The following is a 21,233-nucleotide window of genomic DNA, read 5'->3' on the forward strand; positions in this document are numbered from 1 at the left end:
TCTAATTAGTAAGGCGGGAAATCGAAGTGTTTGGCGTGTTGCAGAAACCTCATGTGCTGGTACTGGGCCTCGGCGAGTCGGGGCTGGCCATGTCACGCTGGTGCGGCCTGAACGGCTGCCGCGTGCGCGTGGCCGACACCCGCGAGGCGCCCGCCAATCTCGCCTTCCTGCAGGCGGAACTGACCACGGCCGAGTTCGTGGGCGGGCCGTTTTCCGAGTCCTTGCTCGACGGCATCGGCCTGGTGGCGATTAGCCCGGGACTGTCGCCGCTGGAATCGGGCACGAAGGCCGTACTCGATGCCGCCGCCGCGCGCGGCATCCCGGTCTGGGGCGAGATCGAACTGTTCGCCCAGGCGCTTGGCTATCTGGAAAGCACGTCCGGCTACGCGCCGCGCGTGCTGGCCATCACCGGCACGAACGGCAAGACCACCACCACGGCGCTGGCCGGGCGGCTGGTCGAGCGCGCCGGCAAGACCGTGGCCGTGGCCGGCAATATCAGCCCGTCCGCGCTGGACAAGCTGTCGGCCTGCATCGCCAGCGCCACGCTGCCGGACGTCTGGGTGCTCGAACTGTCGAGCTTCCAGCTGGAAACCACCCACACGCTGGCGCCGCACGCGGCCACCGTGCTCAATGTCTCGCAGGACCACCTCGACTGGCACGGCAGCATGCAAGCCTATGCCGCCGCCAAGGCGCGCATCTTCGGGCCGGCCGACAAGGCCTGCGTGCAGGTGCTGAACCGCAATGATGCCGCGACGATGGCGATGGTGCGCACCAGTGCGCCGCTCGTCACCTTTGGCACCGATCTGCCCGAGACGGCCGGCAGCTACGGCGTGCTGCGCGAAGGCGGCATGCCCTGGCTGGTGCTGGCCGAGCCGGACACCGAGGCGGATGCCGAGCCGAAGCCGCGCCGCCGCAAGGGCGCGCAGGTCGCCGAGGAAGCCGTGCCGGTGCGCCACAAGCGCCTGATGCCGGCCGACGCGCTGCACATCCGCGGCATGCACAACGCCACCAACGCCATGGCGGCGCTGGCCCTGTGCCGCGCCATCGACCTGCCGATGAACGCGCTGCTGCACGGCCTGCGCGAGTATCGCGGCGAGCCGCACCGCGTGGAGTGGGTGGCGACGATCGACGAGGTCGAGTATTTCGACGACAGCAAGGGCACCAACGTGGGTGCCACGGTGGCCGCGCTGTCCGGGCTGGACAAGCGCGTGGTCCTGATCGCCGGCGGCGAAGGCAAGGGTCAGGACTTCTCGCCGCTGGCGGCGCCGGTGGCGCAGTACGCGCGGGCCGTGGTGCTGATCGGCAAGGACGCCGCCGAGCTGCGCGCCGCGCTGGCTGACACCGGCACGCAGCTGGTGGACGCCGCCACGCTCGAGGAAGCGGTCGAGAAATCGTCCCATCTGGCCGAGACCGGCGACGTGGTGCTGCTCTCGCCCGCGTGCGCCAGCCTCGACATGTTCCGCAACTATGTGCATCGCGCCGAAGTGTTCCGTGGCGCGGTGGAAGAACTGGCCCTGTCCCGGGGGATCCTGCCATGAGCGATACGCAGGTCAAGCGCAGCGGTTTCATCGGCGCCACCATCGGCAACGCCTGGGGCGGGCTGCGCGACGCCGTGTCCGGCGTCAAGCCCACGCGCTCCCGGATGATGGAGTACGACCAGCCGCTGCTCTGGGTGGCCATCGTGCTGCTGACGCTCGGCCTTGTGATGGTCTATTCGGCATCCATTGCGCTGCCGGACTCGCCGCGCTACGCCAACTACCGCGAGAGCCACTTCCTGGTGCGCCACGCGTTCGCGCTGTTCATCGGGCTGTCGGCGGGGCTGGTGGCCTTCCAGATTCCGGTCAAGGTCTGGGATAAATACGCGCCCAAGCTGTTCATCATCGCGCTGGTGCTGCTGGTGCTCGTGCTGGTGCCGTTCGTCGGCAAGGGCGTGAACGGCGCGCGGCGCTGGATTCCGCTCGGCGTGATGAATTTCCAGCCGTCGGAGTTGATGAAGCTGGCCGTGGTGCTGTACGCGGCCAACTACACCGTGCGCAAGCAGGAATGGATGCAGACCGTGTCCAAGGGCTTCCTGCCGATGGGCGTGGCCGTGGTCCTGGTGGGCATGCTGCTGCTGCTCGAGCCGGACATGGGCGCGTTCCTGGTGATCGCCGCCGTGGCGATGGGCATCCTGTTCCTCGGCGGCATCAACGGCAAGCTGTTCGCCGGGCTGGTCGGCGTGGCCATCGGCGCGTTCGCGCTGCTGATCACGGCCTCGCCATGGCGTCGCGAGCGGATTTTTGCCTATCTGAGCCCGTGGGAAGAGAGCAACGCGCTGGGCAAGGCGTACCAGCTCACGCACTCGCTGATCGCGTTCGGCCGGGGCGAGTGGACCGGGGTGGGCCTGGGCGGCAGCATCGAGAAGCTGCACTACCTGCCCGAAGCGCATACCGACTTCATCCTGGCCGTGATTGGCGAGGAACTCGGCTTTGTCGGCGTGCTGGTGATGATCGTGCTGTTCTACTGGCTCGTGCGCCGCGCCTTCGACATCGGCCGCACGGCGCTCCAGCTCGACCGCACCTTCGCCGGGCTGGTCGCCAAGGGCATCGGCGTGTGGATCGGCTGGCAGACCTTCATCAACATGGGGGTGAACCTGGGCCTGCTGCCAACCAAGGGGCTGACGCTGCCGCTGGTCAGCTATGGCGGCTCGGGCATCCTGATGAACTGCATCGGGCTGGCGATTGTGCTGCGGATCGACTACGAGAACCGGGTCTTGATGCGTGGGGGCAAGGTATGAGCGATCCGCGCACGCTGCTCGTGATGGCTGGCGGCACCGGGGGCCACGTGTTCCCGGGGCTGGCGGTCGCGCATGCACTGCGCGACGCCGGCTGGCGCGTGGTCTGGCTCGGCAACCGTACCGGCATGGAAGCCACGCTGGTGCCGAAGCACGACATCCCGATGGAATTCATCCAGTTCGGCGGGCTGCGCGGCAAGGGGCTGGTCACCAAGCTGCTGCTGCCGCTGAACCTGCTGCGCGCGTTCTGGCAGAGCATCGGCGCGCTGCGCCGGGTGCGCCCGGACGTGGTGCTGGGCATGGGCGGCTACATCACCTTCCCGGCCGGCATGATGGCGTCGCTGCTGGGCCGCCCGCTGGTGCTGCACGAGCAGAACTCGATTGCCGGCCTGACCAACAAGGTGCTGGCCAAGGTGGCCGACCGGGTGCTCTGCGCGTTCCCGGACGCGCTGCCGAACAGCGAATGGACCGGCAACCCGGTGCGCGAGGAGCTGGCGAGCCTGCCGGCGCCCGAGGCGCGCTACGACCATCGCACCGGCCCGCTGCGGGTGCTGGTGGTGGGCGGCAGCCTGGGCGCGGCGGCGCTGAACGACGTGGTGCCGAAGGCCATCGCGCTGCTGCCCGAGGGCCAGCGCCCGGTGGTGCGGCATCAGGCCGGTGCCAAGCAGATCGACACGCTGCGCGCCAACTACGCCGCAGCCGGCGTGGCGGGCGACACCGTGCCGTTCATCGACGACATGGCGGCGGCCTATGCCGACGCCGACCTGGTCATCTGCCGCGCAGGCGCGATGACGGTTTCCGAAGTGGCCGCCGCCGGTGTGGCGGCCCTGTTCGTGCCGTTTCCGCACGCGGTGGACGACCACCAGACCACCAACGCGAAGTTCCTGTCGAAGCAGGGCGCCGCATTGCTGGTGCAACAGAACGCATTGACCGCGGAGGGGCTGGCGCAGACGCTGGCCAGCCTGTCGCGGTCACAACTGAAAGACATGGCGCGCCTGGCGCGCGGCCTGGCCAAACCTGAGGCAACTCGGCGTGTCGCCGAGATTTGCCAAGAGATGGCGGGCCACTGACATATATGAATCAATGAAGCACATCGTCAAAAACATCCACTTCGTAGGCATTGGCGGGGCCGGCATGAGCGGCATCGCCGAGGTCCTGCTGAACCTGGGCTACAAGGTCTCGGGCTCGGACGTGGGCAGCAACGCCGCCACGCGGCGGCTGGCCACGCTGGGCGCGCGCGTCTTCCATGGCCACGATGCCGGCCATGTGGAAGGTGCCAACGCTGTCGTGGTCTCCACGGCGGTCACCAATGACAACCCCGAGGTGCTGGCCGCCCGGGCGCGCCGCATCCCCGTGGTGCCGCGCGCGATCATGCTGGCCGAACTGATGCGTCTGAAGCAGGGCATCGCCATTGCCGGCACGCACGGCAAGACCACCACCACGAGCCTGGTGGCCTCCGTGCTGGCCGAAGGCGGGCTCGACCCGACCTTCGTGATCGGCGGGCGGCTGAACTCGGCCGGCGCCAACGCGCGGCTGGGCACGGGCGATTTCATCGTGGCCGAGGCGGACGAGTCGGACGCCTCGTTCCTGAACCTGTTCCCGGTGATGGAAGTCATCACCAACATCGACGCCGACCACATGGACACCTACGGGCATGATTTCGCCCGGCTCAAGCAGGCGTTCGTGGAGTTCACCCAGCGGCTGCCGTTCTACGGCATCGCGGTGCTGTGTGTCGATGACCCGAATGTGCGCGAGATCCTGCCGTTCGTCTCGAAGCCGGTGGTGCGCTACGGCTTTGCCGAGGACGCCCAGATCCGCGCGGTCAACGCGCGCCCGGTGGACGGCCAGATGCATTTCACCGTCCATCGCCAGCTGAACGGCCATGCCGAGCCGCCGCTCGACGTGGTGCTGAACCTGCCCGGCCTGCATAACGTGCAGAACGCGCTGGCCGCTATCGCCATTGCCACCGAGCTGGAGGTGCCGGACGCCGCCATCGTCAAGGCGCTGCGCGAGTTCCACGGCGTGGGCCGCCGCTTCCAGCGCTACGGCGAGGTCGCCACGGCCGACGGCCAGGGCACCTTCACGCTGGTGGACGACTACGGCCATCACCCGGTGGAAATGGCCGCCACGCTGGCCGCCGCGCGCGGTGCCTTCCCGGGCCGCCGCCTGGTGCTGGCCTTCCAGCCCCACCGCTTCACGCGGACGCGCGACTGTTTTGAAGATTTCGTGAAGGTGCTTGGCACCGTGGACGCGCTGCTGCTGGCCGAGGTCTACGCCGCCGGCGAGGCGCCCATCGTGGCCGCCGACGGCCGGGCGATGACCCGCGCGCTGCGGGTGGCCAACAAGGTGGAGCCGGTCTTCGTCGAGCAGATCGAGGACATGCCGCAGGCCATCCTCAACGCAGTCCGTCCCGGCGACGTGGTCGTGACCATGGGCGCCGGCACGATCGGCGCGGTGCCCGGCCAGCTCGTATCGCAACAGACAACCCAGGCAAATCCGGCAGGAGGCCAGGCATGAGCTTCGTCGCCCATCCCAATATCGACCCGAAATCGCTGGGTAAGGTCGGCGTGCTGCTGGGCGGCCGTTCGGCCGAACGCGAGGTGTCGCTGATGTCCGGCAACGGCGTGCTGGCGGCGCTGCGCGCGCGCGGCGTGGATGCCCACCCGTTCGACCCGGCCCTGCAACCGGTGGCCGAACTGGCCGCCGCCGGCTTCGACCGCGTCTTTATCGCGCTGCATGGCCGCTACGGCGAGGACGGCACGATCCAGGGCATGCTCGAGATGCTGGGCATTCCGTACACCGGCAGTGGCGTGCTGGCGTCCGCGCTGGCCATGGACAAGCCCGCCACCAAGCGGCTCTGGATGTCCCACGGCCTGCCTACGCCGCGCTTCGCGGTGCTGCGCCCCGATACCGATTTCAACGCCGTGGTGGCGGATCTCGGCCTGCCGCTGATCGTCAAGCCGGCCCGGGAAGGGTCGTCGATCGGGCTGACCAAGGTCACTGATGCCAGCCAGATGCGCGAGGCCTTCGAGCGCGCGGCGGTGCTGGATGACGACGTGCTGGCCGAGAGTTTTATCGACGGCGCAGAGCTGACTTGCCCCATCGTGGGCGAGGGCGCGACCGCCGAGGCGCTGCCGGTCATCAAGATTGTCGCGCCCGAGTCGAACTACGACTATCAAAATAAGTACTTTACTGACGTTACCCAATATCTGTGCCCCTCGACCTTGCCTGAGGCGCTCGAGAACGAGGTGCGCGCCCTGGCCGTGGAAGCGTTCCGTGTGCTCGGCTGCCGTGGCTGGGCCCGCGCCGACGTGATGCTGACCCGCGACGGCAAGCCTTACCTGCTGGAAATGAATACGTCCCCCGGCATGACCGGCCACTCGCTGGTGCCGATGGCGGCGCGCGCGGTGGGCATCAGCTATGAGGACTTCGTGATCCAGGTGGTGGCGCAGGCCACGCTGGACCTGCATCCGAACGAGCACTGGAAGCCCTGATAACCGTAATTCGACGAAAACACAGCTCCTGAACCCGACCCATGTGGCATAACGCGCGCCTCCTCAACCTGATCGCCTCCGTGCTCTACGCACTGGTGGCGCTGATGGCGCTCGGGGCGGGCCTGCTGTGGCTGGCCCAGCGGCCGGTGTTCGCCATCACCCATGTGGAACTGCACGCCATGGACGGCCAGGCGCTGCGCCACGTGAACGGGCCGAGCGTGCGCGCCAACGCGCTGGGCAAACTGTCTGGCAATTTCTTTACGTTGGACCTGAACGCGGCGCGTCAGGCGTTCGAGTCGGTGCCGTGGGTGCGGCACGCGAGCGTGCGCCGCGAATGGCCGAACGGGCTGGCGGTGGAGGTGGAGGAGCATGAGGCGCTGGGTACCTGGGGCAGCCCGGAAAGCGGCCGGCTCCTCAATACCTATGGCGAGGTGTTCGTGGCCAACACCGCCGAGGCCGAGGAAGATGCCCAGCTGCTGGCACTCGACGGGCCGCCGGACAGCGAGGCCGATGTGGTCGAGAAGCTGGAAGTCATGCGGCAATGGTTCAAGCCGCTCAAGGCCGAGCCGCTGTCGGTGGCGTTGTCGTCGCGCTATGCGTGGCGCACGCGGCTGTCGAACGGCATGGTGATCGAGCTGGGCCGAGAGCAGACCGATGAGGATCGGGCAGCCATGGAGGCGCGGGTCAAGCGCTTCGTGGCCGCCTGGCCGCAGGTGACCGAGCAGGTGGGCAAGCAGGTGGAGTACGCCGACCTGCGCTATCCCAACGGCTTCGCGATCCGCGCGGCCAACGTCAGGTTCCTGACCGACGCCCAGGCTGCCGCGGCAGCAAAAGCGGCAAACGCGGCGGCGGCCAAAGCCTCCGGGGGAACGACGCCGGCAGCGGCGTCGGCAGGCAATCCCAATAACAATCCGACGCGACTCAAGAGCAAGAACGCGGAGAAAACCCGATGAGCAAGGAATACAAGGACTTACTGGTCGGTCTCGACATCGGCACCTCGAAGGTGGCGGCGGTGGTCGCGGAACTGCGCCCCGACGGCAGCTACGAAGTGATCGGGATGGGCCAGTCCGAGTCCAAGGGTCTGAAGAAGGGGGTCGTGGTCAATATCGAGGCCACCGTGCAGTCGATCCAGCGCGCGCTGGAGGAGGCCGAGCTGATGGCCGACTGCAAGATCGCCGAGGTCTTCACCGGCATTGCCGGCAGCCATATCCGCAGCTTCAACTCGAGCGGGATGGTGGCCATCAAGGACAAGGAGGTCACGCAGACGGACGTGGCCCGGGTGATCGAGACCGCCAAGGCGGTCAACATCCCGACCGACCAGCAGATCCTGCACATCCTGACGCAGGAATTCATCATCGACGGCCAGGAGGACGTGCGCGAGCCCATCGGCATGAGCGGCATCCGCCTGGAGGTCAAGGTCCATATCGTCACCGGCGCGGTCAGCGCGGCGCAGAACATCGTCAAGTGCGTGCGCCGCTGCGGGCTGGAAGTGCATGACCTGATCCTGCAGCCGCTGGCGTCGAGCCTGGCCGTGCTGACGGAGGACGAGAAGGAACTGGGCGTGGTGCTGGTCGATATTGGCGGCGGCACCACGGATATCGCCATCTTCAGCGAGGGCGCGATCCGGCATACGGCCGTGATCCCGATCGCCGGGGACCAGATTACCAACGATATTGCGATGGCCCTGCGCACGCCGACGCCGGACGCCGAGGACATCAAGATCCAGTACGGCATTGCCAAGCAGGCGATTGCCGACCCGGACGACATGATCGAGGTGCCGGGCGTGGGCGACCGTGGCACGCGCACGCTGAGCCGCCAGGCGCTGGCGGCCGTGATCGAGCCGCGCATCGAGGAACTGTATTCGCTGGTGCACCAGGTGGTGCGCGAGTCCGGCTACGAGGAACTGCTGTCCTCCGGCGTGGTGATCACCGGCGGCACGGCGATGATGCCGGGCATGGTGGAGCTGGGCGAGGACATCTTCCTGAAGCCGGTGCGCGTGGGCGTGCCCGAGTATCGCGGCAACCTGCACGAGGTGGTGAAGAGCCCGCGCTACTCCACGGTGATGGGCCTGCTGCTGGAAGGCCGGGTGCAGCGCATGCGTGGCCGCAAGGTGGCCGTGCAGAGCGGCTCGGTGAAGCAGGTGTGGACGCGCATGAAGGAATGGTTTGTCGGCAACTTCTGACGCCGGATGTGGTCAGGTTGTTTTAGGGATTTTTTTAGGCGTTTTACGAGTCAGCCATGCGTCGCGGTCAGCGAATCGCACGATGGCACGTTGAGCAGGTTTCTTCTTCTATTTTGGTTTCTTGTTCAGGAACCAAGGGCTGCGGCGGGGAGGCTGCAGCGTTTGGGGACTGATTTTTCACGGAGGCAGTGATGGACTTTGACATGATCGAATCGGAGATGCAGGACGGCACCATCATCAAGGTGGTGGGCGTGGGCGGTGCGGGCGGCAACGCCGTGCAGCACATGATCAGCCGTGGCGTGCAGGGCGTGGAATTCATCTGCATGAACACCGATGCCCAGGCGCTCAAGCGCTCCACGGCATCGCGCGTGCTGCAACTCGGTAACACGGGTCTGGGCGCCGGCGCCAAGCCGGAGGTGGGTCGCAACTGCGCCGAACAGGCGCGCGAGCAGATCGCCGATTCCCTGCGCGGTGCGCACATGGTCTTCATCACTGCCGGCATGGGCGGCGGCACCGGTACCGGCGCTGCCCCGATCGTGGCGCAGGTGGCCAAGGAAATGGGCATCCTGACCGTGGGCGTGGTCAGCAAGCCGTTCGACTTCGAAGGCGCACGTCGCGCCAAGGTGGCCGAACATGGCTCGGGCGAGCTGGAATCGTCGGTGGACTCGCTGATCGTGGTGCTCAACGAGAAGCTGTTCGAGGTGATGGGCGACGACGCCGAGATGGACAAGTGCTTCCAGTGCGCCGACGACGTGCTGCACAACGCGGTGGCCGGCATTGCCGAGATCATCAACGTTGACGGCCTCGTGAACGTCGACTTCGAAGACGTGAAGACGGTGATGGGCGAGCAGGGCAAGGCCATGATGGGCACGGCTACCGTATCCGGCGTGGATCGCGCCCGCCTGGCTGCCGAGCAGGCCGTCGCCAGCCCGCTGCTGGAAGGCGTGGACCTGTCCGGCGCGCGCGGCGTGCTGGTCAACATCACGGCCAGCCGCTCGCTGAAGCTGTCGGAAACCAAGGAAGTCATGAACACCATCCGCAGCTACGCCGCGGAAGATGCCACGGTGATTTTCGGCACGGTGTACGACGACTCGATGGGCGACGCGCTGCGCGTGACCGTGGTGGCAACGGGCCTGGGCCGTTCGGCCAAGAAGCAGCAGCCGATGACGCTGCTGAAGACTGGCACGGACAACATCCCGATGCAGATGATGGGCGGCATGACCGCTGCCCCGGCGCATGCCTCGCCGGACTACAGCGGCCTGGATACGCCGGCCGTGTGGCGCAGTTCGCGTGAGTCGGCATCGGCTCACGTGGCGGCGCTGCAGGAAAAGGGTGTGGACACGTACGACATCCCGGCCTTCCTGCGCAAGCAGGCGGACTGAGTTGGCTGCCGGCAGGGCGGCGGCTGCGGCCGTGCGCCTGGCGGGTTGCACGTGGTCTGATCCGCGAAGCCTGAGCGCTCCCTATCCGCTCGGCATTCGCCAGGACTGACGTAGCCCGTCAGCGCGCCCGGCTGCGCCGCGCCCGCGTCGGCACTGTCTCCGCCCGCATCCCGTTGCCGGGACAGGCGTGCCATCGGCCGCCTCCCCGGACTGTTTCCCGCCTTCCCGCGGCGGGATGCCTCGTCGTCCGCGCGGCGTGCCGAACCGGTGCGCCGCGCAGTCGTTTTTGTGGCCTATGATTGCAGTCAGGGTTTTCACCAGCCCCGACTTTCGTCTGTTCGGTCTTTAGGAAATCGCCCCCATGATCAGTGTTGGCCAGCGCGTCCCCGACGCCACCCTGTACGAATTCTTCGAAGCCGAGACCGGCGGTTGCGCGCTCGGTCCCAATGCCTTCCCGGTGGCCGAGTTGGTCAAGGGCCGCCGCATCGTCGTGTTCGGCCTGCCCGGCGCGTTCACGCCGACCTGCTCTGCCAAGCACGTGCCCGGCTTCGTGCAACTGGCCGACCAGTTCCAGGCAGCCGGTGTGGACGAGATCTGGTGCCACGCGGTCAATGACGCCTTTGTGATGGGCGCCTGGGGCCGTGAGCAGCAGACCGGCGGCAAAGTCCGCATGATGGCCGACGGCGCTGCACAATGGGCTCGCGCGCTCGGGCTGGACCAGGACCTGAGCCAGCGCGGCCTGGGCGTGCGCGCCAAGCGCTACGCGATGGTGCTGGATGACGGCGTGGTCACCCACCTGTTCGTGGAAGCCCCTGGCGAATTCAAGGTCAGCAGCGCCGAAGCCGTTCTTGGGGCGTTGCGCGCCTGACACGGATTGGCCCGATCGGAGTGATGTTTGGTCGACTTTGGTAACACTGGTTAACACCCCGACACAAAGTGGTGCGGCGCAATACACCAAGCGGTGGTAGTATCGCGTTATTAAAATTTGTGCCCAATAGCTTTTTATAATGTGGGCCACCTAAGAGATTGAGGCTGTCATGCTCAAACAGCGCACCATCAAATCCCTGGTGAAGACGGTTGGCATCGGTTTGCACTCGGGTCGCAAAGTGACGCTGACCCTGCGACCGGCCCCCGTCGATGCAGGCATCGTGTTCACCCGTGTCGATCTGCCGGAACCGGTGGAAATCCCCGTGGCCGCCAGCGCCATCGGCGACACGCGCCTGGCGTCCGTGCTCCAGAAGAACGGCGCGCGCGTCTCGACGGTGGAACACCTGATGTCGGCCTGCGCTGGCCTGGGGATCGACAATCTCTATGTCGACGTGGATGCCGAGGAAATCCCGATCATGGACGGCAGCGCAGCGTCGTTCGTGTTCCTGCTGCAGTCGGCGGGGATCGAGGAGCAGTCGGCGGCCAAGCGTTTCATCCGCGTGAAGCGCGCCGTGGAAGTGCGTGACGGCGACAAGCTGGCCCGCCTGGAGCCGTATTTCGGCTTCAAGCTCTCGTTCACGATCGACTTCCGTCATCCGGCCGTCGACAAGACCGGCCAGGCGTTCTCGATCGATTTCGCCGACACGAGCTACGTGCGCGAGATCGCCCGGGCCCGCACCTTCGGTTTCGCCCACGAGGTGGAAGCGCTGCGCGAGATGGGCCTGGCCCGTGGCGGCAGCCTGGACAACGCCATCGTGCTGGACGAGCACCGCATGCTGAACAACGAGGAACTGCGCTACGGCGACGAGTTCGTGCGCCACAAGATCCTCGACGCGATTGGCGACCTGTACGTGGTCGGCCATCCGCTGATCGGCGCGTATGTGGCCAACAAGTCCGGCCACGGCCTGAACAACCAGCTGCTGCGCGCGCTGCTGGCGGACCAGGAAGCGTACGAAATCGTGACGTTCGACAAGCTGGAGGAAGCGCCCACCGCCTTCCTGCCGCAGGTGCAGCCGGCGTTTGCCTGAGCATCCGCCCCCCCGGCGCAAACGACAACGGCCTCCCTTGGGAGGCCGTTTCTATTGAGTACCGCGGCGTCAGCGGTTGCGATGCCGCGCCAGCAGCGCCTCCACCGCTTCCTTCAGCGGCGAGGATTCCAGGCTTTGCGCCAGTTGATCCATGCTGGTCAGCCCCAGCGGCGGCAGGTTGGCCGTGCGCGGCTGCCGCGTGACCGGGCCAGTGTCCCAATCCCCGCGCCCGACCTCCGGTTGTACCCGTACCCGGATTGCGGTAACCTGCGAGCCCCGCTGTTGCAGCCGGGTAAGCAGGGTCGGCACCACTTGCCGTACCCGCGCGGCCGCCGCGCCATGCGCGGCCAGCAACAGCAATGTCGCTTCCGGCTGCGGGCCCCGGTTGTCATGCTTGACACCGGCCACGGCGATTCCGTCCTGCAGGCCGCGTGGCAGGAGCGACAGGACTTCCGTTTCCAGTGACGCCAGTTCGCGCGCCGTCTGCATCAGCGCCGAAACCGGCCCGGACTTGGTCAGCCAATCGTTGAGTGGCTTGGCAACCGGCGTCTGGAGAGCGTGGTGAGTGAACATGCGCATGCGCGCATTCTAGCGCGCAATCCTGGCCACCGAGAGCCGGGATGCCACGCCCGCATGCGCGACGAGGCCGGTCGGCCTCTTTTTGTCGGCGAAGGGGTAGGTCATGCAAATCATCGTGCTGCATCCGCGCGCGCCGCGGGTGTTCCGTCTTCAGCTCACGCCGCTGCGCGCCGGGCTGCTTGCCATCGTGGTGTGCCTGCTCGTGGCCGCCGCATCTTCCGCCATCACCTGGTATGTCGCCCGTGCCCAGCCGGGCGGCGAGGCCTCCGGGCAGGCGCGCGACAACGCCTACCTGCGCGCCAACCTTGCCGTGCTGGCCGCCCGCGTCGGTGAACTCCAGGCCCAGATGGTCCGGCTCGATGCGCTCGGCGAGCGCGTGTCCGGGCTGGCCGGCATCGCCCCCCAGGACTTCGACTTCCGCCATCGCCCAGCCCGGGGCGGCCCCGCCGGCGCCGAGCGATCCACCGCGCTGACGCTGCCCGACCTGCGTGACGAACTGGCGCGGCTTGGCAAGCAGGCCGAACATCGCGTGGATTTCTTTGATGTGATCGAAGGGGCACTCATCGACCGCCAACTGCGCGAGCGCCGCACGCCGAGCGTGATGCCGGTGGCGGTGGGCTACGATGGTTCGAGCTTCGGCACCCGCATCGATCCGTTCTCGGGCCGGCGCACCCGGCACGATGGCGTGGATTTCGTCGCCCCGACCGGCACGCCGATCGTCGCGGCGGCCGGCGGGGTGGTCGTGGCGGCCGAGTGGCACCCCGAGTACGGCAACATGATCGACATCGACCATGGCAATGGGCTCAAGACCCGCTATGCGCATGCGTCGAAATCACTGGTGAAGGTGGGCGATCTGGTCCGCGCCGGGCAGGAGGTGGCGCGCGTGGGCAGCACGGGCCGGTCCACCGGCGCGCATCTGCACTTCGAGGTCCATGTCAACGGCGTGCCGCGTAACCCGATCGGGTTCCTGACCGCCGCCGCGCCGAACCCGGCACCGGCGATTGCCACGGCGCCCGTGCCGACCGATCGCGCCGCCATCCGCTAACGGCGCGGAACATTGAAGGCGGCGGGATAGTCCCAACCTGTCGAAGGTGGTCTGGCGGCTGTTGCGCCAGCGCAGAAGGAGCCCGTTTGGGCCCCGGCCACGACACCGCCACATGATAAACTCGGCGTTTTGCGCCAATCCACCCATTCCTCGCCGTCGTCCAAGCCGTATCCGGGCCGCGCGCGCAGGGGAAAGCACTCGATGATCACGGGCCTTCTCAAGAAAGTCTTCGGCAGCCGCAACGAACGGCTGATCAAACAATATCGCGGCATGGTCGCGAAGATCAACGCGCTCGAGCCGAAATTCGAACAGCTTTCGGATGACGACCTGCGCGGCATGACCGAGACCTTCCGCCAGCGCCATGCGGGCGGGGAGTCGCTCGAGGCGCTGCTGCCGGAGGCGTTCGCTGTCTGCCGCGAGGCCAGCAAGCGCGTCATGAAGATGCGCCACTTCGACGTGCAGCTGATCGGCGGCATGGTCCTGAACGACAACAAGATCGCCGAAATGCGTACCGGCGAGGGCAAGACGCTGACCGCCACGCTGGCCGTGTACCTCAATGCCATTACCGGCAAGGGCGTGCACGTGGTGACCGTGAACGACTATCTGGCCCAGCGCGATGCCGAGTGGATGGGCCGCCTGTACAACTTCCTGGGGCTGTCGGTGGGGGTCAACCTCTCGCAGATGCCTCATGACGAGAAGCAGCGCGCCTATAACTCGGACATCACCTACGGCACGAACAACGAGTTCGGCTTCGACTACCTGCGCGACAACATGGTCTACGACCCGTCGCAGCGCGTGCAGCGCCCGCTGCACTACGCGATCGTCGACGAAGTGGACTCGATCCTGATCGATGAGGCGCGTACGCCGCTGATCATCTCGGGCCAGGCCGAGAACCAGACCGACCTGTACCAGCGCATGAACGGCATTCCCAAGCTGCTCGTGCGCCAGATCGGCGAGGAAAAGGCCGACGGCACCGGCGTGGAGACGCCCGGCGACTACTACGTGGACGAGAAGGGCCATCAGGTCTACCTGACCGAGGCCGGCCACGAGAAGGCGGAAGAGATCCTGGCCCAGCAGGGCCTGATCGGCGAGGGCGAATCGCTCTACGCGCCGCAGAACATCACGCTGATGCACCACCTGTACGCAGCCCTGCGCGCGCACAGCCTGTTTCACCGCGACCAGCACTACGTGGTGCAGAACGACGAAGTGGTGATCGTCGATGAATTCACGGGCCGCCTGATGACGGGCCGCCGCTGGTCCGACGGCCTGCACCAGGCCGTGGAAGCCAAGGAAGGCGTGACGGTCCAGCAGGAAAACCAGACGCTGGCGACCATCACCTTCCAGAACTACTTCCGCATGTACGAGAAGCTGGCCGGCATGACCGGCACGGCGGACACGGAAGCGTACGAATTCCAGGAAATCTACGGCCTCGAGGTCGTGGTGATCCCGACCAACCGCCAGGCCCAGCGCAAGGACCTGCAGGACCAGATCTACAAGACGTCGAAGGAACGCTACGACGCCGTGGTGCGCGACATCCGCGACTGCTACGAGCGTGGCCAGCCGGTGCTGGTGGGCACGACGTCGATCGAGACGTCCGAGTACCTGTCGGACCTGCTGAACAAGGAAAAGCTGCCCCACCAGGTGCTGAACGCCAAGCAGCACGAGCGCGAGGCCGAGATCGTGGCCCAGGCGGGCCGTCCCAAGATGATCACGATCGCCACGAACATGGCCGGTCGCGGTACCGACATCGTGCTGGGCGGCAATGTGGAGAAGCAGGCCGGCTTCATCGAGATCGACGCAAGCCTGTCGGATGCCGACAAGGCCGCCCGCATCACCCAGCTCAAAGACGAATGGCAGTCGCTGCACGACCAGGTCAAGGCGGCCGGCGGCCTGCATATCGTCGGCACCGAGCGCCATGAGTCGCGCCGGATCGACAACCAGCTGCGTGGCCGTGCCGGCCGCCAGGGCGACCCGGGTTCGTCGCGCTTCTACCTGTCGCTGGACGACCAACTGCTGCGCATTTTCGCCGGCGACCGCGTGCGCGCGATCATGGAACGGCTGAAGATGCCCGAGGGCGAGCCGATCGAGGCTGGCATCGTCACACGCTCGATCGAATCGGCGCAGCGCAAGGTGGAAGGCCGCAACTTCGACATCCGCAAGCAGCTGCTCCAGTACGACGACGTGGCCAACGACCAGCGCAAGGAGATCTACAAGCTCCGCAACGACGTGCTGGAATCCAACGACGTCGGCGAGATGGTGGGCAACCTGCGCGAGAGCGTGCTGGTGGAGCTGTTCCGCGACCACGTGCCTGCCGAGACCATGGAAGAGCAGTGGGACATCGCCAGCCTGGAAGCGCGCCTGCGCGACGACTGGGGCCTGGACGTGCCGCTGGCCAAGACCATCGAGGGCGCCCAGAGCATCGAGGACGAGGAACTGCTGAACCTGGTGATGACCACGGCGCGCGAGACCTACGACGCCAAGGTCAATCAGGTGGGCCGGGAATCGTTCGCTGGCTTCGAGCGCTCGGTCATGCTGCAGAGCATCGACACGCACTGGCGCGAGCATTTGGCCGCGCTGGACCACCTGCGCCAGGGCATTCACCTGCGCGGCTATGCGCAGAAGGACCCGAAGCAGGAGTACAAGCGCGAGTCGTTCGAACTGTTCGCGCGCCTGCTGGACGTGATCAAGAGCGAAGTCACCCGCGTGATCTTCAATGTGCAGATCCAGTCGCCGGAGCAGCTCGAGCAGGCTTCGGAGCAGATCGAGGAAGGGCTGGCGCACCTGGAGAATGTGCAATACAAGCACGACGAGTTTGCCGAGCGCGCCGAGCCGGTGGAAGACGCCTCGCTGGCGCGCCGCAGTACCGCGCAGGCTGCCATGGCCGCGATGGGCGCGGACGTGGCGGTGGCCGGCATGCCGAAGGTGGGCCGCAACGATCCGTGCCCGTGCGGATCGGGCAAGAAGTTCAAGCAGTGCCACGGCAAGCTTAGCTGAGCCGGGGACCCTCTCCCTCTCCCGCGACATCGTCCGGGAGAGGGAAGTCACAGACCGCACAATGCCCGCGCAAGCGGGCATATTTGTCAGATGCAACCAAGGAGCCGCACATGCCCGTGAACCTGCCGCTGCCCCAGGCAGAGAATTTGAAATCCGTTGCCGGCGTGGAGCTGGGTTGGGCCGAGGCGGGCATCCGCAAGGCCAATCGCAAGGATGTGCTCGTGGTCCGCGTGGCCGAGGGCAGCACCGTGGCCGGCGTGTTCACGCAGAACCGCTTCTGCGCCGCGCCGGTGCAGGTCTGCCGCGAGCACCTGGCCACGGGCCCGGGCATCCGCGCGCTGGTGGTCAACACCGGCAATGCCAACGCCGGTACCGGCGAGCCGGGCCTGAAGGCTGCGCGCGCCACGTGCGACGCGCTGGCCGCTCAGCTTGGCATCGCCGCCAGCCAGGTGCTGCCGTTCTCGACCGGCGTGATCCTGGAGCAACTGCCGGTCGATCGCCTGACTGCCGCGCTGCCGGCCGCCATCGCCAATGCACGCGCCGACAACTGGCTGGCCGCCGCCGAGTCGATCATGACCACCGACACACAGCCCAAGGCCGCGTCGCGCACGGTGCAGATCGACGGCAAGACGGTCACGATGTCCGGCATCAGCAAGGGCGCCGGCATGATCCGCCCGAACATGGCGACCATGCTCGGCTTCATCGCGCTGGACGCCGCCGTGGCGCAGCCGGTGCTCCAGGCGCTGGTGTCGCACGCCGCCGACCACTCGTTCAACAGCATCACGATCGATGGCGATACGTCCACCAATGACTCGTTCGTGCTGATTGCCACGGGCAAGGCCGGGGTATCCATCGACCGCGCCGACGGCCCGGCCTTCGCCGCGCTGCGCGACGCCGTGACGTCGCTGGCGCAGGAACTGGCCCAGATGATCGTGCGCGACGGCGAGGGTGCCACCAAGCTGATGACGATTCGCGTGGAAGGCGGCAACAACGTGGCCGAATGCCGCCAGATCGCCTACGCGGTGGCGCATTCGCCGCTGGTCAAGACCGCGTTCTACGCCTCGGACCCCAACCTGGGCCGCATCCTGGCCGCCGTGGGCTATGCCGGTGTGAACGACCTTGATGTCGATCGCGTGAACCTGTGGCTCGATGACGTCTGGGTGGCCCGCGACGGCGGCCGCAACCCCGACTACCGCGAGGAAGACGGCCAGCGCGTGATGAAGCAGGCCGAGATCACCGTGCGCATCGCGCTGGGCCGCGGCAACGCCGAAGCCACCGTGTGGACCTGCGACCTTTCGCACGACTACGTGTCGATCAACGCCGACTATCGTTCGTAATTTCCTGAATTCGCCCCTGCCATGTCTGACCTTGCTGCCCGCCTCGATAGCTTTCTCGCCCGACTGGAACAATGGCTGCCGCCGCAACTGAGCGACGCGGACTGGCAGGAGGCGGTAGCGTTCCGCTGGCGCAAGCGTCAGAGCCTGTTCGGCAACATCGGCTATCTGCAGGCGATCAAGCAGCTTCCGCCGATCCATCTGGACGATCTCAAGAACATCGAGCGCCAGAAGGACGCCATCGTCGCCAATACGCGCCAGTTCGTGCAGAAGCTGCCGGCCAACAACGTGCTGCTGACTGGCGCGCGCGGTACCGGCAAGTCGTCGCTGATCAAGGCTTGCCTGAACGCGTATGTGAAGGAAGGGCTGCGGCTGGTGGAGGTGGACAAGGACGACCTGGGCGACCTCGGCGATATCGTCGAACAGCTGGCCCAGCGGCCCGAGCGCTTCGTGATCTTCTGCGATGACCTGTCGTTCGAGGACGGCGAGTCGGGCTACAAGTCGCTGAAGTCCGCGCTGGACGGCTCGGTGGCCGCCCAGTCGGACAACGTGCTGATCTACGCCACGTCCAACCGCCGCCACCTGCTGCCCGAGTACATGAAGGACAACGAGACCTACCAGCACACGGCCGATGGCGAAATCCATCCGGGCGAGGTGGTCGAGGAGAAGATCTCGCTGTCCGAGCGCTTCGGGCTGTGGCTGTCGTTTTATCCGCCCAAGCAGGACGAGTACCTGGCCATCGTCGGCCATTGGCTGGGGCACTTCGGCTGCAGCGCCGAGGACATTGCCGCCGCGCGTGGCGATGCGCTGGTCTGGGCGCTGGAGCGCGGTTCGCGCTCGGGCCGGGTGGCGTGGCAGTTTGCGCGCGACTGGGGTGGCAAGCACGGCAAGCCGTTCGTGGCCGACGTGGGACCCCAGGCATGAGCGGCGCTGGCACGGTGGTCTCCGCGGACGGCCAGGCGCGCCCGGTCACGGAGGTGGCCGTCGGCGTGCTGGTGCGGCCCGATGGCCGCTTCCTGCTGGCGCAACGCCCGGCGGGCAAGCCGTACGAGGGTTACTGGGAATTCCCGGGCGGCAAGCTCGAGCCGGGTGAGACCGTCGAGGCCGCGCTGACGCGCGAGCTGCACGAGGAACTCGGCCTCGACGTCACGCGCAGCGAGCGCTGGCATACGCTCGAACATGACTACCCGCACGCCTATGTGCGGCTCTATTTCTGCAAGGTCACCGACTGGGTTGGCCAGCCGGTCGGCCGCGAAGGCCAGGCGTTCTCATGGCAGTACGCCCCGGTTGATGTCGGCCCGCTATTGCCGGCGACGATCCCGGTCGTGGCATGGCTCGCGGAGGAGCGCCCCACGCCCTGAGTGGCCGCATGCCAGTCCCGTCGCCCCCGTCACCAGAAGCTGAACAATAAACACTGGAGGCCCAATGCAACGTGTCGACCGCATCGACGATGCCATCTCCCTGCCCGAGCTGACGCTACGCGGCATCATCCTGGGCGCGCTGATCACCGTGGTGTTCACTGCGTCCAATATCTACCTCGGCCTGAAAGTCGGCCTGACCTTCTCCTCCGCCATTCCGGCCGCCGTGATCTCGATGGCCGTGCTGCGGCTGTTTCCGGGCGCCAATATCCTCGAGAACAACATGGTGCAGACGCAGGCGTCCGCCGCGGGCACCTTGTCGTCGATCATCTTCATCCTGCCGGGGCTGGTGATGCTCGGCCACTGGCAGGGCTTTCCGTTCTGGCAGACGCTGTCGATCTGCGCGGCGGGCGGCATGCTTGGCGTGATTTTCAGCATTCCGCTACGTCACGCGATGGTCGTGAAGAGCGATCTGCCGTATCCCGAGGGCGTCGCGGCGGCCGAGATCCTGCGCGTGGGCAGCGCCAGCCAGGCGCCCGGCGAGACCCGGCAGGCCACCGGACTGGCCGACCTGCTAGCCGGCGGCGTGGCGGCGGGCCTGTTCAGCTTCGCGGCGGGCGGGCTGCGTGTGCTGGCCGAAGGGGCCAATGCGTGGCTGGCTGCGGGCGCATCGGTGGTGCGGCTGTCGATGGGGTTCTCGCTGGCGTTGGTCGGCGCCGGGTATCTGGTCGGCATCGTCGGCGGGCTGGCCATGCTGCTGGGCCTTGTGCTCACCTGGGGCGTCGCCGTGCCGTGGCTGACCGCGATCACGCCGATGCCGGCCGGGGCCACGCTGGCGAGCTTCGGTACCTCGGTCTGGAGCTCGCAGGCACGCTTTATCGGTGCCGGCACCATCGGGATTGCCGCGATCTGGACGCTCGCCACGCTGTTCAAGCCGATGGTCGAGGGCGTGCGGGCGTCGATGGGCGCGCTGCGCGGGAACGGCCGGGGCCAAGGCGCGGAGGAGGGCGGCGAGATGGCCCGGACCCAGCGCGACCTGCCGGCGGTCTGGATCGGCGCCATCACGCTGGTGCTGCTGGCCGTGCTGGCGGTCACGTTTGGCCATTTCCTCGCCCCGTCGCCGCTCGATGCCGGCGCGATGTGGCGGCTGGTGGCCTGCGCCGTGCTGTTTGCCTTCGTGTTCGGCTTCCTGGTGGCGGCGGCCTGCGGCTATATGGCGGGGCTGGTCGGCTCGTCCGCCAGCCCGATCTCGGGCATCGGCATCATCGCCGTGATCCTGGTGTCGCTGCTGATCCTCGGCGTGGGCACGCTCGACGGGCTGATGGGCACGCCGGAAGGCGGCAAGTTCGCGATTGCGCTGGCCATCTTCACCACGTCGGCGGTAGTGGCGGTGGCGTCGATTGCCAACGACAACCTCCAGGACCTGAAGACGGGCTGGCTGGTCGGCGCCACGCCGTGGCGCCAGCAGGTGGCGCTGCTGATCGGCTGCGCCGTGGGCGCGGCGGTGATTCCGCCGGTGCTGGAGCTGCTCTACAACGCGTACGGCTTTGCCGGCGCGCTGCCCCGGGCCGACATGGACCCCGGCCAGGCACTCGCGGCGCCGCAGGCCACGCTGATGACGGCCATCGCCACGGGCATTTTCACGCACCAGCTGAACTGGACCATGATCCTGATCGGCGTGGCGCTGGGCGTGGTGCTGATTGCCATCGACGAAATGCTGCGCCGCCGGGGCGGCGTGGCGCGCCTGCCCGTGCTGGCGGTGGGCATCGGCATCTACCTGCCGCCGACCATCAGCTCTGCGCTGGTGGTGGGCGCGGTGCTGTCGTGGTGGCTGCTGCGGGGCGAGCGCCGCCGCGCCGAGGCACGTGGCGATGACGTGACGCTGGCGGTGGCGCACGCCGAGCGGCGCGGCACGCTGCTGGCGTCGGGGCTGATCGTCGGGGAGAGTCTGGTCGGCGTGGCGCTGGCGGCCATCATCGGCCTGTCCGGCAAGGAAGCGCCGCTGGCGCTGGTCGACGCAGGGTTTGCCACCACAGCCGAGTGGCTGGGGCTGGCGGTCTTCGTGCTGGTCTGCGTGGGATTCTACCGGCGCGTGCTGGCGGCGCGGTAGTCAGGAGAGGCCGGGCGGCGGTGCGCC

General features: G+C 67.3%; 17 protein-coding genes. 16 read left to right on the plus strand and 1 reads right to left on the minus strand.

Translation table 11 applies throughout. The annotated features are described in order from the left end of the window. Nucleotides 1-26 precede the first annotated feature (26 nt). The 10 genes from murD (at nt 27) to lpxC (ending at nt 11,786) form a co-directional block, all read left to right on the plus strand. Nucleotides 27-1,538 carry a UDP-N-acetylmuramoyl-L-alanine--D-glutamate ligase gene (gene murD, locus SB751_RS04280; RefSeq protein WP_144201249.1) on the plus strand — a complete coding sequence of 504 codons (1,512 nt, stop codon included), beginning with the start codon at nt 27-29 and terminating at the stop codon, nt 1,536-1,538. Next, nucleotides 1,535-2,776: a putative lipid II flippase FtsW gene (gene ftsW / locus SB751_RS04285; RefSeq protein WP_144201251.1), complete on the plus strand. Its 1,242-nt coding sequence runs from the start codon at nt 1,535-1,537 to the stop codon at nt 2,774-2,776. The genes murD and ftsW overlap by 4 nt, the downstream gene beginning before the upstream one ends. After that, nucleotides 2,773-3,843, plus strand: coding sequence for an undecaprenyldiphospho-muramoylpentapeptide beta-N-acetylglucosaminyltransferase (gene murG, locus SB751_RS04290; protein ID WP_144201252.1), 1,071 nt, complete (start codon nt 2,773-2,775; stop codon nt 3,841-3,843). Before ftsW ends, murG begins: the two co-directional genes overlap by 4 nt. A gap of 13 nt (nt 3,844-3,856) precedes the next feature. After that, nucleotides 3,857-5,290 (plus strand): UDP-N-acetylmuramate--L-alanine ligase, encoded by a 1,434-nt coding sequence (gene murC / locus SB751_RS04295; RefSeq protein WP_144201254.1) that lies wholly within the window; start codon nt 3,857-3,859, stop codon nt 5,288-5,290. Continuing rightward, on the plus strand, nt 5,287-6,267 hold the full coding sequence (locus SB751_RS04300; RefSeq protein WP_144201256.1) for a D-alanine--D-alanine ligase: 981 nt from the start codon (nt 5,287-5,289) through the stop codon (nt 6,265-6,267). The genes murC and SB751_RS04300 overlap by 4 nt, the downstream gene beginning before the upstream one ends. A gap of 41 nt (nt 6,268-6,308) precedes the next feature. Then, complete coding sequence (locus SB751_RS04305; protein ID WP_144201258.1) at nt 6,309-7,220, plus strand: cell division protein FtsQ/DivIB; 912 nt, start codon at nt 6,309-6,311, stop codon at nt 7,218-7,220. Then, nucleotides 7,217-8,449 (plus strand): cell division protein FtsA, encoded by a 1,233-nt coding sequence (gene ftsA / locus SB751_RS04310; RefSeq protein WP_092298565.1) that lies wholly within the window; start codon nt 7,217-7,219, stop codon nt 8,447-8,449. The genes SB751_RS04305 and ftsA overlap by 4 nt, the downstream gene beginning before the upstream one ends. A 191-nt stretch (nt 8,450-8,640) precedes the next feature. Beyond that, complete coding sequence (gene ftsZ / locus SB751_RS04315) at nt 8,641-9,831, plus strand: cell division protein FtsZ (RefSeq protein WP_092298568.1); 1,191 nt, start codon at nt 8,641-8,643, stop codon at nt 9,829-9,831. A 361-nt stretch (nt 9,832-10,192) separates the two neighbouring features. Continuing rightward, nucleotides 10,193-10,699, plus strand: a complete 507-nt coding sequence (locus tag SB751_RS04320) for a peroxiredoxin (RefSeq protein ID WP_250024794.1) — start codon at nt 10,193-10,195, stop codon at nt 10,697-10,699. Between the two features lie 169 nt (nt 10,700-10,868). After that, nucleotides 10,869-11,786 (plus strand): UDP-3-O-acyl-N-acetylglucosamine deacetylase, encoded by a 918-nt coding sequence (gene lpxC, locus SB751_RS04325; protein ID WP_144201263.1) that lies wholly within the window; start codon nt 10,869-10,871, stop codon nt 11,784-11,786. A 69-nt stretch (nt 11,787-11,855) separates the two neighbouring features. Here the strand turns inward: lpxC and SB751_RS04330 are convergent, their stop codons facing one another. Further along, nucleotides 11,856-12,365 carry a DciA family protein gene (locus SB751_RS04330; RefSeq protein WP_144201265.1) on the minus strand — a complete coding sequence of 170 codons (510 nt, stop codon included), beginning with the start codon at nt 12,363-12,365 and terminating at the stop codon, nt 11,856-11,858. A 103-nt stretch (nt 12,366-12,468) separates the two neighbouring features. Here SB751_RS04330 and SB751_RS04335 point away from each other — a divergent pair, with 103 nt between their 5' ends. The 6 genes from SB751_RS04335 (at nt 12,469) to SB751_RS04360 (ending at nt 21,206) form a co-directional block, all read left to right on the plus strand. Continuing rightward, the gene (locus SB751_RS04335) at nt 12,469-13,410 is read left to right on the plus strand and encodes a M23 family metallopeptidase (RefSeq protein ID WP_313819053.1); all 942 of its coding nucleotides are present in this window, start codon (nt 12,469-12,471) and stop codon (nt 13,408-13,410) included. Nucleotides 13,411-13,611: 201 nt separating this feature from the next. Then, nucleotides 13,612-16,404, plus strand: coding sequence for a preprotein translocase subunit SecA (gene secA / locus SB751_RS04340; RefSeq protein ID WP_144201269.1), 2,793 nt, complete (start codon nt 13,612-13,614; stop codon nt 16,402-16,404). Nucleotides 16,405-16,514: 110 nt separating this feature from the next. Then, nucleotides 16,515-17,741 carry a bifunctional glutamate N-acetyltransferase/amino-acid acetyltransferase ArgJ gene (gene argJ, locus SB751_RS04345; protein ID WP_144201271.1) on the plus strand — a complete coding sequence of 409 codons (1,227 nt, stop codon included), beginning with the start codon at nt 16,515-16,517 and terminating at the stop codon, nt 17,739-17,741. Nucleotides 17,742-17,762: 21 nt separating this feature from the next. Continuing rightward, nucleotides 17,763-18,662, plus strand: a complete 900-nt coding sequence (locus tag SB751_RS04350; protein ID WP_313819055.1) for an ATP-binding protein — start codon at nt 17,763-17,765, stop codon at nt 18,660-18,662. After that, nucleotides 18,659-19,099 (plus strand): NUDIX domain-containing protein, encoded by a 441-nt coding sequence (locus SB751_RS04355; protein ID WP_144201275.1) that lies wholly within the window; start codon nt 18,659-18,661, stop codon nt 19,097-19,099. The genes SB751_RS04350 and SB751_RS04355 overlap by 4 nt, the downstream gene beginning before the upstream one ends. A gap of 64 nt (nt 19,100-19,163) precedes the next feature. Continuing rightward, nucleotides 19,164-21,206 (plus strand): OPT family oligopeptide transporter, encoded by a 2,043-nt coding sequence (locus tag SB751_RS04360; protein ID WP_410747824.1) that lies wholly within the window; start codon nt 19,164-19,166, stop codon nt 21,204-21,206. The last annotated feature ends 27 nt before the right edge of the window (nt 21,207-21,233 follow it).

The organism is Cupriavidus sp. SIMBA_020 (assembly GCF_046535395.1).
Lineage (GTDB): Bacteria > Pseudomonadota > Gammaproteobacteria > Burkholderiales > Burkholderiaceae > Cupriavidus > Cupriavidus campinensis.

What these genes read in the sequence shown, in the direction of transcription:
- ftsW (WP_144201251.1), top strand. Translation starts at nt 1,535, where the DNA reads ATGAGCGATACGCAGGTCAAGCGCAGCGGTTTCATCGGCGCCACCATC.
- murG (WP_144201252.1), top strand. Translation starts at nt 2,773, where the DNA reads ATGAGCGATCCGCGCACGCTGCTCGTGATGGCTGGCGGCACCGGGGGC.
- murC (WP_144201254.1), top strand. Translation starts at nt 3,857, where the DNA reads ATGAAGCACATCGTCAAAAACATCCACTTCGTAGGCATTGGCGGGGCC.
- SB751_RS04300 (WP_144201256.1), top strand. Translation starts at nt 5,287, where the DNA reads ATGAGCTTCGTCGCCCATCCCAATATCGACCCGAAATCGCTGGGTAAG.
- SB751_RS04305 (WP_144201258.1), top strand. Translation starts at nt 6,309, where the DNA reads ATGTGGCATAACGCGCGCCTCCTCAACCTGATCGCCTCCGTGCTCTAC.
- ftsA (WP_092298565.1), top strand. Translation starts at nt 7,217, where the DNA reads ATGAGCAAGGAATACAAGGACTTACTGGTCGGTCTCGACATCGGCACC.
- ftsZ (WP_092298568.1), top strand. Translation starts at nt 8,641, where the DNA reads ATGGACTTTGACATGATCGAATCGGAGATGCAGGACGGCACCATCATC.
- SB751_RS04320 (WP_250024794.1), top strand. Translation starts at nt 10,193, where the DNA reads ATGATCAGTGTTGGCCAGCGCGTCCCCGACGCCACCCTGTACGAATTC.
- lpxC (WP_144201263.1), top strand. Translation starts at nt 10,869, where the DNA reads ATGCTCAAACAGCGCACCATCAAATCCCTGGTGAAGACGGTTGGCATC.
- SB751_RS04330 (WP_144201265.1), bottom strand. Translation starts at nt 12,365, where the DNA reads ATGCGCATGTTCACTCACCACGCTCTCCAGACGCCGGTTGCCAAGCCA.
- SB751_RS04335 (WP_313819053.1), top strand. Translation starts at nt 12,469, where the DNA reads ATGCAAATCATCGTGCTGCATCCGCGCGCGCCGCGGGTGTTCCGTCTT.
- secA (WP_144201269.1), top strand. Translation starts at nt 13,612, where the DNA reads ATGATCACGGGCCTTCTCAAGAAAGTCTTCGGCAGCCGCAACGAACGG.
- argJ (WP_144201271.1), top strand. Translation starts at nt 16,515, where the DNA reads ATGCCCGTGAACCTGCCGCTGCCCCAGGCAGAGAATTTGAAATCCGTT.
- SB751_RS04350 (WP_313819055.1), top strand. Translation starts at nt 17,763, where the DNA reads ATGTCTGACCTTGCTGCCCGCCTCGATAGCTTTCTCGCCCGACTGGAA.
- SB751_RS04355 (WP_144201275.1), top strand. Translation starts at nt 18,659, where the DNA reads ATGAGCGGCGCTGGCACGGTGGTCTCCGCGGACGGCCAGGCGCGCCCG.
- SB751_RS04360 (WP_410747824.1), top strand. Translation starts at nt 19,164, where the DNA reads ATGCAACGTGTCGACCGCATCGACGATGCCATCTCCCTGCCCGAGCTG.